Raw genomic sequence first — 15,569 nt, 5'->3', positions numbered from 1 at the left:
TTTCCTCTTTCAGCTTTTAGCCTTATCTTTGCAAAATAATGAGTAGAAGAAAGCCCGGTACGGTAACTATTGTTCCAAACGTACATATAATCGATATTGCTGAAGAGGGAAAAGGTGTTGGCAAGGCCGACGAGTTGGTCATTTTTGTTGACAAAGCCGTTCCTGGCGATGTGGTCGATGTACGCTTAACCAAAAAGAAAAAGAATTTTGCAGAAGCAATCATCGAGCAGCTGCATACCAAAGTCGGAACTCCGTACAGATCCTTTTTGTCCTCATTTCGGAACCTGTGGCGGTTGCAAATGGCAGCACATGGGGTATGATGCGCAGTTAAAGTTTAAGCAGAAAAATGTTGAGGCCGCTTTACAGCGTTTAGGTAAAATAGATACTTCGGACACTGAACCAATTCTTGGTTCGGAAAAAAACAGGTATTACCGTAATAAACTCGAGTTTACTTTTTCGAATAAACGTTGGTTAGAAAAAACCGATATGGAACGCGAAGAGGATTTTGATATGAATGCGTTGGGTTTTCACGTACCCTTGCGTTTTGATAAAATTTTAGACATTGAGCACTGTTACTTACAGGATGAGCCTTCTAACTCGATCAGGAATTCGGTGCGTAAATATGCTTCTGATCATGGTTTGTCTTTTTACGATCTACGTAACCACGAAGGCGCTTTACGTAACCTGATTATCCGCACTTCTACTACTGGAGAGGTAATGGTAGCGGTAGTTTTCGCTTATCCGGAGCAAGAGCAGATTGATGGTTTGATGGGTTTTCTTCAAAATGAATTTCCACAGATAACTTCATTGTTGTATATCGTTAACCAAAAGAAAAACGATACCATTTTTGATCAGGATGTGGCGGTTTTCTCTGGTCGTGATCATATTTTCGAAGAAATGGACGGTATACGCTTCAAAATTGGCGTAAAATCTTTTTACCAGACCAATTCTGAGCAAGCTTTTGAATTATATAAAATCACCAGGGATTTCGCCGGTTTTAAAGGTGATGAACTGGTTTATGATTTATATACCGGTGCAGGTACTATCGCGAATTTTATTGCAAAAAACGTGAAGCAGGTAGTAGGTGTCGAATATGTGCCAACCGCAATTGAAGATGCGAAGTTTAACTCCGAATTAAACGGGATTGATAATACCATCTTTTATGCTGGCGATATGAAAGATATCCTTACTTCAGAATTTATATTGGCGCATGGTAAACCAGATGTGGTTATTACCGATCCGCCACGCGCTGGAATGCATGCAGATGTAGTACAAAGGTTACTGGAAATGGAATCTGAAAAAATTGTTTACGTAAGCTGTAATGCGGCCACGCAAGCAAGAGATTTGGAGTTACTAAAAGAAAAATACGATGTGGTGCGCATTAAACCTGTAGATATGTTTCCGCATACACAGCATGTAGAAAATGTAGTATTGTTAAGGTTAAAGTAATAGAATTGATTGAAAGAGTGAAGGATTGAATGAGGCAATTAGGCTTTAACATTCAACAATTCACTCAATCAAAATTCAATTAGTAGTTAGGTATGGATAGAGAAGAATTATTAGGCGCAACGCCCGAGGAGAACGGAGCACCACAAAAGAAGCAGGAAAGTCCGCTGGTAAGCTTAGAAAAAGACCTGGAGTTTTATGCTGATGCGATTAAAGAAGTAGCAATAGAAATTATGGTTGAAGGGATTTCGGCCCACCCTATTTTTATTGCGCACCAACACGAGGTTAACATTGGCGAACTTATCTTAAACAAAGAAGAACTTAATACTGATTGGACCATACAAGCTTCTACCCTGGAAGAATTTGTTGAAAAAGGAATTATTAGTAAAGAGAAAAAAGAGCCGTTTTTAAAAGTGTATAAAAAACCAGAGGATTTTATGTGCGTATTCGTAATTGTTCCCGAAGGTGCTAATTTTATTTATTATCCGTATAAGAAAGGTAGAGGATAAGGAAGACTAATGTTTTAATTGCTCACTTTGTTGAATAGTAAATTTTTTACCCTGACATGATTTAGTGTAAAACCTGTAATTTTATCTTTTGCGTATTTAAATGTAATGTCAGTCGTTCCTGCTTCCCAGATTCTAAACTTGTTTTTTTGGAGCAATACCAGGTTTAATCTGCCATTTGGCATAACCAATTGAAAATCGTCATCCTTTTGAAGGATTTTGTAATATGAGTTAATTTCATTGTTATAGAAACTCATTTCACTGTCCTTAAATGGGCTTGTTTCGGTAATTTTTATTCTTATTGCTACAGTCGTTTTTCCGTCCTGTATAATCTCTAATTTATTCATCTTTCCACCTACAGCTACCTTAAATTGAAATGTAATATTAATAGTATTATCAATATAATATAGCGAATCATTTAAGGGGATGATTGGATAATTAATTTCATTCCACCCTTGTAAAATCGTCAATTTACTGCTGTTGCCAGATACATAGAAAATCATATTGCTGTCATTTTCAAGTTTATAATAGCCTGTATAGGTTAATGCATCTGGGTTTATTTTCTTTGAATATGGTGTTTCAGTATTATTTTTATCTATATCTTCCAACTGATCATTTCCCGGATAGATTTCCTCAAAAATTTTATCTGAAATATCATCGGGGCCGAAATTGTTTTCAGGACTAATAGTATCATTGTTAGTGAAAACAACAATGCCTAAATCTTCATTTGGAAAGTAACGCATAGAAGAGTGATATCCGGATAAATCTCCGCCATGAGATATTAATTTTTTATTTTTATTTGTTGTTACAAACAATCCGCCAGCGTAAACAGTAGATTTACCATCATTGGTTTTACCGATCTTAAGCATGTTTTTCCAAACGCTATCTCCAAGAATGGTGTGCCTTTTCATTTCTGTAAACCACTTATCCCAGTCGCTAATTTTACTATAAACATTTCCCTGGCCAAGGGTTTTTGTATGAAGTATATTTTCGGCAAATTTTTTATTCTCTAATACATAGCCATTCGCTTTATCAAGAACTTGATGCGTTCTCGAAAAAGTAGTGTTATTCATCTTTAATGGCTTGAAAATGTACTTGTCGGCATATTTAACTAAATCCATGCCTGATACTTTTTTAATAATTAAAGAAAGTAAAAAATAACCCGAATTACTGTAGCTAAACTGATCGCCTGGAGTAAAGTTTAATGAATGCTGACTGGCTATTATTTGATAAGCATTCTCGTCATCAATTAAAGTGTTTTCATCAAAATTTACCAACCAGATTAATGTATCGTAATCTCTTAAGCCACTTTGATGATGTATTAAGTGGTCTATTGAAATGCTATCAGCATATTTTGGCAAATCTTTAAAATATTTTGAAATTTTGTCGCTGGTTTTTAGTTTGCCTTGAGCCTGAAGAAGATAAATGCAGGCCGCAGTAAATTTTTTACCATCAGAAGCAATATTAAAAGATGTTTCAACTGTGTTATTTCTATTGATTTTTAAATCTGCCAAGCCAAAACCTTTCTTGTAGATAAACTGACCATTTTTTACAACCCCGACTGCAAAACCAGGTTCGTTGGGTTTTACGATACCAGACAATACACGGTCAATTCTTTTTGATAATGGGGTTTGCCCATAACCCAGGGTGCTTAATAAGAGAGTGATAAAGAGAATAATTGAGATTTTGCTTTTCATACGGTAAATGTATGATTATTGACGATGAGGAATATGAAAGGTTGCATGCATAATAAAAAAACGCCACTTTGCATCCACAAAGCAGCGCATTATTATTAACTAAACTAAACTTTTAATTTACGTGGTGCACATCTCCACTTTTTGAGCTTGATGTTTTCTTGAGTGAAGCATTTCCTTTATAACTTATATCACCACCACCACTGGCACTGGCCTCTAAGCCTTTATTTACATAAAGATTTACGTCAGAACCACCAGAAGCCTGAACTTTTGCATAATCTGTAATTAATTCATAAGCGTCGATATCACTGCCACCACTAGATTGAATGGTCATATTTTCTGCTTTACCTTTTAAATCGATATCACTACCACCACTTGATTGAACAGATAGATCGCTGCATACAACCGTTAATTTTAAGTCTGACCCACCAGATGAGCGAATAGCAAGTTTATCGGTTTTGATCTGATTTTGTGTAAAAACATCCGACCCTCCAGATGCTGCAATTGCATTTAGGCTTTTGAAACTTACATAAGCTTTAATGGTACGGTTTTTAAACATACCGCTCCATTGGATGCCGTCTTTAAATTTTATGGTAACATTACTGCCACTTTGCTCAACAATAATATCTTTTAATGTTTCCGAATCTGATTTTATGCTCACACTTTCACTGCCACCTTGGGTTAGGTATAAGTCAATTCCACTGCTCACGCCGATACTATTGAAATTTTTAACCGTGAAGCTTTTAGTTTCCTGTGCCTTAGCTATATAGCTGGTTATGGTGATCAAGAAAATGGCAGATGATTTGATAATGATTTTCATAGTCGTTTTTTGTTAAATGATTCTGAAGCTATCATTACGCGATATTGTGCAACAAGAGCTTCGATGTTGTGTTTTGGTTATAAGTATTAGACGCATCTCTGATGAAAACGTTGCAAACAATCGAAATTATTTTTCAAATAGTTTGAATTTCATCCTTAAAATCGTTCTTTTTGTATTCAATCCTTTTATACAATGGCATCGCAATTACTTATTCTTAACAAGAAACAGATTCAGCAGAAAATAGACCGTATCGCTTATCAGATTTTGGAAGATAACCTGAATGAGAAAGAAATTGTATTGGCGGGTATCTGGGACCGCGGCTACAAATTGGCATTAAGATTAGAAAAGGTATTAAAGAAAATTTCTGGCTTTAAATTAACCTTGCTGCGCATTGATCTGCAAAAGGAGAGTAGCAAATTGGTTGCTTCAACCGATCTCGATGAAAGCCATTGGAAAAATAAAGTGATCATTATCGTTGATGATGTACTGAACAGTGGTAAAACTTTGGCCTATGGGCTAGGTGTCTTCCTAAATACCCCACATAAAAAATCCGCACTGTGGTACTGGTAGACCGTAGCCACAAAATTTTTCCCATCGCAACCGATTTTGTTGGTCTTGAGCTGGCAACTATCTTAAAAGAACATGTAGATGTGGTGATGGATGTGGAAGGCGAAGAAGATCGGGTTTATTTGAGCTAGGAAGGTGTAAGATGGAAGAGGTAGGATGGGTGTGGGACGTAATAGCTATCGTCTTCGTCTGTAATGAGGATGCAAGAGAACAGCGATTTCATCGCTGATTAAAAGTTGTTTTAGAATTTATTGCACCACATTACAAATGTGAATCTCGCCGATCCTCGTTTTTAATGATTACTATAGCTACGAAAATTTGCAATTCAGCTCAATTTTTTGCAATTTCCCGACATGTATCAGCCCAGAAAAAATAATTTGATTTTCAGCTTTTTTTCCTGGTACATCCAATTTATCATCAAAAAAGATTTTGCATCATTTCAGTATGATCAAATGGAGGTTAAACCAGAAGCTTCTATATTGGTTTTGGCCAATCATTTCAGCTGGTGGGATGGCTTTTTCCTTTTTATATCAACAAAAAAGTATTTAAAAAGCAATTTCATGTTTTAGTAAATGCCGAAAATTATAATAAAGTGGGTTTTCTAAGGTATCTTGGTGCTTTTGCTGCCGAAAATAAAGGTAAAGATGTTTTAGAAACGCTTAATTATGCAGGCAAACTGTTAGACAATCCTCAAAATCTGGTACTTGTATTTCCGCAGGGCAAATTGTATTCAAACCATTTAAAGGGCATCAGTTTTGAAAAAGGGGTGATGCAGATGATCAATGCCAGTCAGAAAAAGATCAGTATTTTTTTTGCAGCTACCTTTATTGATTATTTTTCAAAAGAAAGCCCTCCGCCTATACCTATCTGCAGCATTGGGAAAATGAGGAGTACGTGAGTTTACAATTACTAAAAAGCGCCTACAATAAACATTACGATCAATCGGTTGTTAAACAAACTCAGCTAATTGAATGACAATTTTTATTTACGCCGTTTTAATTTTTCTGGTGATCCGGTTTTCGGTTACTATTTTCAATTTCCTCTCTAACCCGAAATTGCCGAGAGTGGTTAAACACCATCATGATAAGGTTTCGATCTTAATACCTGCGAGAAATGAAGCAGGTAATATATTAGAATTACTTGTTTCAATAAAAAATCAGGATTATATCAATTATGAGGTTATTGTTTTAGATGATAACAGCAGTGATAATACTTTCGGTATAGTGGAGAAATTTTGCCTTTCAAATCCACAATTCAAAGTGTTAAGCGGTAAAGCGCTACCTCAAAACTGGCTTGGGAAAAACTATGCCTGTCATCAGCTAAGCGAATTGGCTACCGGGAAATATCTTTTGTTTATTGATGCAGATGAATCCATAAAAAGAGGATTGATCAACAGTTTAATTGCCCGAATGGAAATTGGAAACCTGGCCTTACTGAGCGTTTTTACGAACCAAACTATAAAATCGATAGGTGAGTGGTTAACGGTGCCCTTAATGCATTTTATCTTGTTAAATTTATTGCCTTTGCGTTTGGTTAAGCTCTCTAAAAATCCGGCATTTGCAGCAGCAAGCGGGCAGTGTATGTTTTTTAATGCCAATAATTACAAAGAAAACCATTGGCATGAGCGGGTTAAACACCAGGTTGTAGAAGATGTAGAGATTATGAAGTTGGTGAAACAAGAAAAATTTAATGCTGAAGCGCTTTTAGCCAACGGACTGATTTATTGCAGGATGTATAAGAATTTAGGCGAAAGTTTAAATGGTTTCAGTAAAAATTTACTGGCAGGTTTTGGGAATAACATGATAATATTATTACTTTACCAGCTTTTGGTAACTATAGGGCCGGTAATTTTAATCTTAAACTTTAATGTTGCTTTACTTGTATTACCATTAACCTTAATAGTGTTAAGTAGAATAATGATCTCTTATTTATCGGGCCAGCATGTTTTGATAAATCTGATTTTACATCCCTTACAGATGTTGTTCTTCTTCATTATATCATTCATTTCTATAAAGAAACATATTTTTAAAACGAGTACATGGAAGGGCAGAACGATCAAAACGATTTAAAAATTAAAAGGATTGCAGTTGCAATAATTGTCGTTTTTCATTTGGTGGGCTTGTTTGGCTTCTTAATTCCAGCTGCCCAGCCTTATTTTATCAAACTGGTTCCCTTTCATTTATTGCTGATGTTTGCCGTAATTGTTTTTTCGTACAATGCGGATATGAAACGATTATTGTTGCTGATTTCGGGTGTGTTTCTCTGTGGCTTTTTAGTCGAGGTATTGGGTGTACACACCGGAAAGATATTTGGCAGCTATTATTACGGTGATACATTGGGATACAAAGTTGCTGCGGTTCCATTATTAATGGGTATAAATTGGGTAATCCTTATTTTCAGCATTGGACAAATGATGAAAAGTATGAAAATCAGGCATAGTATTTTGGCTTCGGTGTTTGGTGCGCTTATATTGGTTGGTTTTGATTTCTTTCTTGAACCTGTAGCCATGAAATTTAACTACTGGCAATGGGACTGGCATGAAATTCCGGTTCAAAATTACGTGGCCTGGTTTATCGTTTCGGTAATCTTATTGAAGTTTTATTATGCTTTAGGCTTAAAACAACAGAAATATATCGGTATAGCTATGTTTGCCTCGCAGTTAATCTTTTTTGTTGTTTTATACATGACAACAGGAACAAATATTTTTGCTTAATTTTGTATGACAATGGGTTACAACTTACAGGTTAACATCGATAAATCATCAGGCTTTTGCTTTGGCGTAGTGTATGCGATAGAAATGGCCGAAGATATTTTGGATAACGAAGGTTATTTATACTGCCTTGGCGATATCGTTCATAATGATGAGGAAGTGGAGCGTTTAACCAACCGTGGATTAAAAATCATCGATCACGAAGTTTTAAAAAACTTAAGGGATGAAAAGGTTCTGATCAGGGCGCATGGTGAGGCGCCTTCAACTTATCAATTGGCTTTAGAAAATAACCTTACCCTGATTGATGCCTCTTGTCCGGTGGTGTTGAAATTGCAGAACAGAATTAAAAATTCCCATGATGATGATGAGCAGGTGCTTATTTTTGGGAAACACGGTCACGCCGAGGTAATTGGTCTCCAGGGTCAGACAGATGGTAAAGCCATTGTTTTTCAGGATTTAGCTGAATTAGATAACGTTGAGCTTCCTGCTAAATTTACATTATATAGCCAAACCACTAAAAGCACCGATAAATTCTACCACATTAAGGATGAATTATTGAGCCGCGGTTACGAAGTGAAAGCTAATGATACGATCTGCAGGCAAGTATCTAACCGATACGAAGAACTAGAAAATTTTGTAGGCCATTACGATAAAATCGTTTTCGTTTCGGGCAAAAAATCATCTAATGGAAAAGTGCTTTATGATGTTTGTAAAAAACACAATGACCATTCGTACTTCATTTCTAATGTAGAAGAATTAGATCAGGCCTGGTTTAACGAAAATGATAAAGTGGGCATCTGTGGAGCCACTTCTACACCGATGTGGTTAATGGAGAAAGTAAAGGCTGCATTAGAGCAGTATTAGATTGTAAGAAGATCTGACTAAGTATTAATAGATAGATTTATATAGTAGAATCGTCATCTCGACTGGAACGCAGTGGAATGGAGAGATCTGCTTTGATAGATCTCCCAGCTTCGTTGCACTTCGCTCAAGATGACGGTGATTATAGTAATATAAATTGAAAAAGATAAACCCATATACCGGAATTCTGGTTGCGTTAACCGTAGTGACCTGTTGGTTTACGTCCCTCTTTTTCTTGTTAAACTGGCATTTTAACTGGAACAATCCTTTGGTTTATCTGATGGTTTTTGTTCAGATGCATTTGTACACCGGTTTGTTTATTACCGCTCACGATGCTATGCACGGAACAATATCGCCGAACCAAAAGGCCAATAATTTTATTGGCTATCTTTCTGTTTTCCTTTACGCAGGTTTTTTCTATAACCGCTTATATGCCAAACATCATCAGCACCACAATTACGTACATACCGAAAACGATCCTGACTTTGCGCCAGATGGTTTTTGGAAATGGTACTACCGTTTCATGTTAAATTATGTTACCATTATACAATTGATCATTATGGCAGTAGCTTATAATGTTTTGAAAATCTGGATTGCTGAAAAAAACCTGTTATTGTTTTGGGTACTGCCTTCACTATTAAGCACTTTCCAGTTGTTCTATTTTGGTACATACCTGCCACATAAAGGTGAACACGATAACGAATACCATTCTACTACTTTGAAGAAAAATCATTTTGTAGCCTTTATAACCTGTTACTTTTTTGGTTACCATTTCGAGCACCATCAAAAACCAGGTATGCCCTGGTGGCAGCTATATAAAACGAAAAAATAATATCATTAGTTGTGTAGTCAGATGTTGCCATCTGACACTAAATTATGCCATTTTTTGATTCCCTAGTGATATTTTATTTATTCTAACTGTCAGATAGTAACATCTGACAGCACATCATAGTACGCCAACAACACATTAAATAGGGTTTAAAAACGCTAGAAACCTGCACAAAACCAGGTTTATAAACCTGACTGTACGAAAATCCTTTTTGTGGTATAAACGTTTAAAAATGAATTACCGACCGCAAAAAGATTGTAGGGAAGGCAGGGCTACACTTAAATAGACTTGCTGCCTTTGCTTTTCTAATAAATAAGCAGCAGATACAATATATTTTGACCTAAAAATGTCGGCAATCACATTTTTAGCATAGGGAAAAAACAATAAAAAGGCGATATTTGCGCCACGAAACATATTCTTAATAGATGAGCAAAAAGGGAATTTTACTGGTAAATTTAGGCACACCTGATAGTCCGGCAACGGCTGATGTTAGAAAATACTTAGACCAATTTTTAATGGACGAAAGGGTAATCGATATTCCGAAGTTGAACAGGACATTATTGGTGAAAGGAATCATTGTACCATTCCGTAGTCCCAAAACTGCAAAATTATACAAAGAAATATGGAATGAAAATGGTTCGCCATTGTTATTCTACAGCAGGTTACAGGCTAAAATGTTACAGGAAAGGCTGGGTGATGATTACCATGTAGAACTGGCCATGCGTTACCAAAGTCCATCTATTGCCTCAGCACTCGCAAATTTAAAAGCAGGTTTAGTGGAAAGTATTCAGGTAATCCCGATGTTTCCTCAATATGCTTCTGCGAGTACAGGTTCGGTAATGCAGCTGGTTATGGAATTGGTGAGCAAATGGCCAACCGTTCCTCCAATTTCGTTTGTGAATTCGTTTCATGATAACGAACTGATGATTAAAGTTTTTGCAGAAAATGCCAGAAAGCACAACGTAGAAAGCTACGATCATGTATTGTTCAGTTTCCACGGTTTGCCAGAGCGTCAGTTATTAAAGTGCGATCATACCGGAAATTATTGTTTAAAAAATGCCAATTGTTGCCAAACCTTAAACGATACCAATAAATTTTGTTATTCTGCCCAAGGACATGATACCGCCAGGCTGATCGCTAAAGAATTAAACCTGTCAAAAGACCAATATACCGTTTGTTTCCAGTCGCGTTTAGGTAAAGAGCCATGGGTGCAGCCTTACACTACAGATGTGTTAAAGAAATTAGCTGCCGAAGGTAAAAAGCGCTTATTGGTGTTCAGCCCTGCTTTTGTGGCCGATTGTTTAGAAACGCTTTACGAAATCACGGTAGAATACCATGAAGAATTTAAAACTTTAGGTGGCGAGCATGTTCAGCTGGTAGAAAGTTTGAACGATAGCCCCGTTTTTATTGAGGCACTTGCCGGAATGGTTAAATAGTCTTAGATTTAAAGATGGCGAACTTTATCATTTTAATGGGGGTATCTGGAAGTGGTAAAACGGTTATCGGAAGGGCTTTGTCGCCAAGAATAAATGCTGAATTTATAGATGGCGACAACCTGCATTCGCAACGGAATGTAGATAAAATGGCTGCGGGGATTCCCTTAACAGATGCTGATCGTTTGGATTGGCTGCAGTTGATTGCTAAAGTTGGCCGTGAACATGCTGCTCATGGAACGAACTGTATAATTGCCTGCTCTGCGCTAAAAAAATCATACCGCGATCTGTTGAGAGCGGATAATACATCCATGCGCTTTGTGTATTTAAAAGGAAGCTTCGATTTGATCCATGATCGGATTGTTAAACGTTCACATCAATATATGCCTTCCAGTTTATTGCAAAGCCAGTTTGAAACCCTGGAAGAGCCACAGGCTGATGAAACAGATGTATTTACAGTTTCCATCGACCAAAGTATTCCTGAAATTGTTGAAGAAATTGCTAAGGCTGATGTGATTTCGTAATCATCGAAATAATCTGATTGGTTGCGCCTTTTTTATCTGCAACATATCTTTTAGCCTGGTCTGCAGCATCTTTATTTTCTAAGAAATCTTCAAATGCATTAATTAAATCAATTGTGGAGCTGATGCTTTCTGCTGCTCCAATGTCAATCAGATCTTTTGCCTCCTGAAATTTATCGTATTTAGGTCCGAAAATTACCGGTAGTCCAAATGCTGCGGCTTCTAAAGTATTGTGGATGCCTATTCCAAAACCGCCGCCAATGTAAGCCACTTTTCCGTATTGATATAATGAAGAAAGCATACCGATGTTGTCTACTATGAGCGTTTGGTGTTCGGCGTTTGGCGTTTGATTAGACGAACTGAAAATTGAAAACCGCACATTGTTAACTGAAAACTGTTTCTCTATACTTTCGATATGGCTTTCGTGGATCTCATGTGGGGCAATGATAAACTTCCAGTTGGGGTATTTTTCTGACAGGGCCGATAATATTTTCTCATCTTCTGGCCAGGTACTTCCACAAATTAAAGTAGGCGAGTTGCCAATAAAGCTTTCGATAAGAGGAAGCGCTTTGGGCGATTGCGCATTTTCATAAACACGGTCGAAACGGGTATCGCCACTTATGGTTACATTATTTAATCCGATTGATTTTAAAAGATTTTCGCTCTCTTTATTTTGTACGAAAAAGTAAGTAACAGATTTTAAAATATTGCGGTAAAAGTTGCCATACCATTTAAAAAATGCCTGACTTTCTCTGAAAATTCCAGAAATCACGTATAAAGGAATGCCCTGATCTTTCAGTTCCTTAAAATAGAAATGCCAAAACTCATATTTAGTAAAAATGGCCATTTCAGGATTAATACTACTTATAAAACGCTTAGCGTTACCAGGAGTATCAATCGGGAGGTAAAATACATCTGCCAGGGCATAATTTTTCCTGATTTCATATCCAGAGGGAGAAAAAAAGTAATTATAATTTTCTTAGCAGGATAAAGGTTTTTTATTTTTTCTAATACGGGTCTGCCCTGTTCAAATTCGCCTAAAGAAGCAAAATGAAACCATATATGTTTTTCAGCAGGATTAATTTTCTGAGCAATTATGTTAAAAATATTTTTGCGCCCTTTTATAAAGAGTTTAGCCTTAGGATTAAATAATGAGAATAGCTTAATGAGTAAAGTATAAGCCCAAATTCCGATGATGTAAAGTAATTTCATATCTTCGTGCCAAGATAAAACGAATATATTTAAAAAGCTTAAAAATATATGGAAGCCTCACGATTTTACCTAATATTCAACTGAGTAATAAACTTTGCTAATTGCTCTTATAGCTAACCAAAATTAAAAACATCTTAAAAAATAAAATTGTTTTTGATGGCCGGAAGTTATACGATTTGCAAAAAAAAATCGATCTTGGCTATTATTATAACAGTATAGGTAGAAAACTATTAGCTCCTAACCCTCTGAAGAGCGGACAAAGCACAATTTGCAGTAGTAGGGAGTTTTAAAAAACAGAATATGAACGAAAGAAAGGAAAATTTCCCTTCAGGAGATTTAGGAAGTAGAAAAAGAATATTGATTACGGGGGCAGCCGGATTTTTAGGCTCACACCTTTGTGATCGTTTTGTAAAAGAGGGGTATTCCGTTATCGGGATGGATAATCTGATTACTGGTGATTTGGCGAATATCGAACACTTGTTCAAGCTGGAGAATTTTGAGTTTTATAATCATGATGTTTCCAAATTTGTGCATATTCCGGGTAAACTTCATTACATTTTACATTTTGCTTCACCTGCAAGTCCGATTGATTATCTTAAAATCCCGATCCAGACACTTAAAGTAGGTTCATTAGGTACGCATAATCTTTTGGGTTTGGCCCGTAATAAAAATGCAAGGATGCTGATTGCATCAACTTCTGAAGTATATGGCGATCCGAACGTAAACCCACAGCCTGAAGAATATTGGGGTAACGTAAACCCGGTTGGTCCACGTGGTGTTTACGATGAGGCCAAGCGTTTTCAGGAAGCCATTACCATGGCTTACCACACTTTTCATGGCGTAGAAACCAGGATCGTTAGGATTTTTAATACTTACGGACCGAGAATGCGCCTGAATGATGGTCGTGTTTTACCTGCTTTTATCGGGCAGGCTTTAAGAGGTGAAGATTTAACCGTCTTTGGTGACGGAAGTCAAACACGCTCTTTTTGTTATGTTGATGATCTGATAGAGGGGATATACCGTTTATTGATGAGCGACTATGCCCAGCCGGTAAACATTGGTAATCCTGATGAAATTACCATCAAACAGTTCTGTGAGGAAATTATTAAACTTACAGGCACTACACAAAAAATTGTGTACAAAGAACTTCCTCAGGATGATCCGAAGCAGCGCAGACCGGATATTACTAAAGCCAGGGAGATATTGGGCTGGGAACCAAAAATTGGACGTGCGGAAGGATTGAAAATTACATACGAATATTTTAAATCATTGCCTCCAGAGGCACTGGAAAAAATAGAACATAAAGATTTTACCACATTTAACCGTTAAAATGGCAAAAATATTAGTTACTGGTGGAACAGGGTACATTGGTTCGCACACAGCTGTAGAATTACACAACGCAGGATATGAAGTTGTAATTGTTGATAACCTTTCTAACTCAAATATCAAAATTTTAACTCAGCTACATGCCATTACCGGCAAATGGTTCGATTTTCATGAAATTGATCTTCAGGATGAAAAAGCGGTACAGGAATTTGCAGAAAATCATGCTGATATTGATGGAATTATCCATTTCGCAGCTTATAAAGCAGTCGGCGAATCGGTAGAAAAACCGTTAAAATATTATAAAAATAACTTCTATGGATTGATTAATCTGCTAACCTCATTTAACAGAAAAATTAATTTTGTGTTTTCTTCATCATGTACCGTTTATGGTCAGCCAGAAACTTTACCGGTAACTGAAGCTGCATCAGTGCAGAAAGCAGAATCTCCTTACGGAAATACCAAACAGATTGCTGAAGAAATACTGGCAGAAACTGCTGCGGTAACACCTGATTTAAATGTAATCGCTTTGCGTTATTTTAATCCGGTTGGTGCCCACGAAACTGCTTTGATCGGTGAGTTACCAAATGGTGTGCCGGCAAACCTTGTCCCTTTTATTACTCAATCTGCTATTGGAAAACGTGGTCCGATTACCGTTCACGGAAATGATTACGATACACCGGATGGTTCTGCTATACGCGATTATATCCATGTGGTTGATCTTGCAAAAGCGCATGTTGCCGCTATTAAAAAATTAGAAGATGGAAACCCGAACGGTAATTATGATGTTTTCAATATCGGTACCGGCAAAGGATCTTCAGTTTTAGAGATTATTGCTGCTTTCGAAAAAGTAAATGGCGAAAAACTGGATTATAAAATCGGTCCGAGAAGGGCAGGGGATATTGTTCAGATTTATGGCGATGTACAAAAATCGAATAATGAACTGGGTTGGAAAGCCAATCTGGATATTAACGAAATGATGCGCTCGGCATGGGAGTGGGAAAAATACATTAAGGCCAACCCTTTTTAAATGAAGTTGTCGGAGCACAAAGATTTAAAAGCCGCCATTACCGAACTGCCTGTTAAAGAAAAAGACAAGCTGTTGCTGCGTTTGGTGGCTAAAGACAAAGTGCTCACCGAACACCTTCATTATAAATTATTAGAGGATGAAACCGATCTGGAAGACCGGAAAGAAAGGATTAAAGCCGATGTTGACGAACAGATTCCTGAATTGAAAAAATTAAATGCCAAAGAGGCATTGGTAAAAGTAAGGAAAATGATCACATCGGTTAACCACTTTTATAAGGTAACCAAAGATCCCGTTGGGGAAGTAGAACTTAAATTGTATATCCTCAATGCCATCCCTTTTGATTATAAGAAATCAATTTTTGGTTACCGCGATTTTATGATGCTTTTTAGTATCTATTACATCAAAACGGTTGCGGTAACCATCAATAAATTCAAAAAACTTCACGAAGATCTGCAGTTCGATTTAAGTGAAAATCTGAATCACTTGCTTGATAAAATCTATTCTTCTAAATTAGTCGGTGCAGCGGAAGCCAGTAATTTGCCAAAAGAGATCAGTTAAATACTATATTCCCTTTATATTAATTGATAAATCTCCAGGATTAAAGCAATCGATTTAGC

13 protein-coding genes and 3 pseudogenes are annotated in these 15,569 nt (G+C 36.8%); 13 read left to right on the top strand and 3 right to left on the bottom strand.

All coding sequences use genetic code 11. The features are described from left to right. Nucleotides 1-38: 38 nt before the first annotated feature. Nucleotides 39-1,449: pseudogene (gene rlmD, locus ACQ86H_RS24660) on the top strand (23S rRNA (uracil(1939)-C(5))-methyltransferase RlmD). A gap of 92 nt (nt 1,450-1,541) precedes the next feature. After that, complete coding sequence (locus tag ACQ86H_RS24655; protein WP_121287793.1) at nt 1,542-1,955, top strand: hypothetical protein; 414 nt, start codon at nt 1,542-1,544, stop codon at nt 1,953-1,955. A 14-nt stretch (nt 1,956-1,969) separates the two neighbouring features. On the opposite strand, the gene ACQ86H_RS24650 is transcribed toward ACQ86H_RS24655, so the two are convergent. Together ACQ86H_RS24650 and ACQ86H_RS24645 are read right to left on the bottom strand one after the other, a co-directional pair. After that, nucleotides 1,970-3,649: a serine hydrolase domain-containing protein gene (locus ACQ86H_RS24650; protein ID WP_138820055.1), complete on the bottom strand. Its 1,680-nt coding sequence runs from the start codon at nt 3,647-3,649 to the stop codon at nt 1,970-1,972. A gap of 112 nt (nt 3,650-3,761) precedes the next feature. Further along, nucleotides 3,762-4,466: a head GIN domain-containing protein gene (locus tag ACQ86H_RS24645; RefSeq protein WP_138820057.1), complete on the bottom strand. Its 705-nt coding sequence runs from the start codon at nt 4,464-4,466 to the stop codon at nt 3,762-3,764. 192 nt (nt 4,467-4,658) lie between these two features. Between ACQ86H_RS24645 and ACQ86H_RS24640 the strand changes: the two are divergent. The 8 genes and pseudogenes from ACQ86H_RS24640 (at nt 4,659) to ACQ86H_RS24605 (ending at nt 11,390) form a co-directional block, all read left to right on the top strand. Continuing rightward, nucleotides 4,659-5,164 (top strand): annotated as a pseudogene (locus ACQ86H_RS24640) (phosphoribosyltransferase family protein). 374 nt (nt 5,165-5,538) lie between these two features. Continuing rightward, entirely contained in the window at nt 5,539-5,931 is a 393-nt protein-coding gene (locus ACQ86H_RS24635; RefSeq protein WP_431292805.1) for a hypothetical protein, read from the top strand. A gap of 73 nt (nt 5,932-6,004) precedes the next feature. Beyond that, nucleotides 6,005-7,102: a glycosyltransferase family 2 protein gene (locus tag ACQ86H_RS24630; protein ID WP_431292804.1), complete on the top strand. Its 1,098-nt coding sequence runs from the start codon at nt 6,005-6,007 to the stop codon at nt 7,100-7,102. Then, a complete protein-coding gene (locus ACQ86H_RS24625) occupies nt 7,072-7,746 on the top strand; it encodes a carotenoid biosynthesis protein (RefSeq protein WP_138820063.1) in 675 nt (224 codons plus the stop codon). The genes ACQ86H_RS24630 and ACQ86H_RS24625 overlap by 31 nt, the downstream gene beginning before the upstream one ends. Before the next feature lie 12 nt (nt 7,747-7,758). Beyond that, nucleotides 7,759-8,607, top strand: coding sequence for a 4-hydroxy-3-methylbut-2-enyl diphosphate reductase (locus tag ACQ86H_RS24620; RefSeq protein WP_138820064.1), 849 nt, complete (start codon nt 7,759-7,761; stop codon nt 8,605-8,607). 154 nt (nt 8,608-8,761) lie between these two features. Beyond that, nucleotides 8,762-9,436 carry a fatty acid desaturase gene (locus ACQ86H_RS24615; protein ID WP_138820066.1) on the top strand — a complete coding sequence of 225 codons (675 nt, stop codon included), beginning with the start codon at nt 8,762-8,764 and terminating at the stop codon, nt 9,434-9,436. 422 nt (nt 9,437-9,858) lie between these two features. Next, on the top strand, nt 9,859-10,869 hold the full coding sequence (gene hemH, locus ACQ86H_RS24610) for a ferrochelatase (protein WP_138820068.1): 1,011 nt from the start codon (nt 9,859-9,861) through the stop codon (nt 10,867-10,869). A 14-nt stretch (nt 10,870-10,883) separates the two neighbouring features. Further along, nucleotides 10,884-11,390: a gluconokinase gene (locus tag ACQ86H_RS24605; protein ID WP_138820070.1), complete on the top strand. Its 507-nt coding sequence runs from the start codon at nt 10,884-10,886 to the stop codon at nt 11,388-11,390. On the opposite strand, the pseudogene ACQ86H_RS24600 reads toward ACQ86H_RS24605, so the two are convergent. Next, nucleotides 11,368-12,599, bottom strand: a pseudogene (locus ACQ86H_RS24600) (3-deoxy-D-manno-octulosonic acid transferase). The gene ACQ86H_RS24605 and the pseudogene ACQ86H_RS24600 overlap by 23 nt on opposite strands. Before the next feature lie 300 nt (nt 12,600-12,899). Between ACQ86H_RS24600 and ACQ86H_RS24595 the strand changes: the two are divergent. Genes ACQ86H_RS24595 through ACQ86H_RS24585 form a run of 3 tightly spaced genes read left to right on the top strand, consistent with a single transcriptional unit; the run spans nt 12,900 to nt 15,510 of the window. Further along, nucleotides 12,900-13,928 carry a UDP-glucuronic acid decarboxylase family protein gene (locus ACQ86H_RS24595; RefSeq protein WP_138820074.1) on the top strand — a complete coding sequence of 343 codons (1,029 nt, stop codon included), beginning with the start codon at nt 12,900-12,902 and terminating at the stop codon, nt 13,926-13,928. A 1-nt stretch (nt 13,929) separates the two neighbouring features. After that, the gene (galE, locus tag ACQ86H_RS24590) at nt 13,930-14,952 is read left to right on the top strand and encodes a UDP-glucose 4-epimerase GalE (protein ID WP_138820076.1); all 1,023 of its coding nucleotides are present in this window, start codon (nt 13,930-13,932) and stop codon (nt 14,950-14,952) included. Beyond that, nucleotides 14,953-15,510, top strand: a complete 558-nt coding sequence (locus tag ACQ86H_RS24585; RefSeq protein WP_138820077.1) for a hypothetical protein — start codon at nt 14,953-14,955, stop codon at nt 15,508-15,510. The last annotated feature ends 59 nt before the right edge of the window (nt 15,511-15,569 follow it).

The sequence above is a fragment of the Pedobacter sp. P26 genome (assembly GCF_050632135.1).
Classification (GTDB): domain Bacteria; phylum Bacteroidota; class Bacteroidia; order Sphingobacteriales; family Sphingobacteriaceae; genus Pedobacter.
This window is presented reverse-complemented; position numbering and strand designations above follow the sequence as displayed.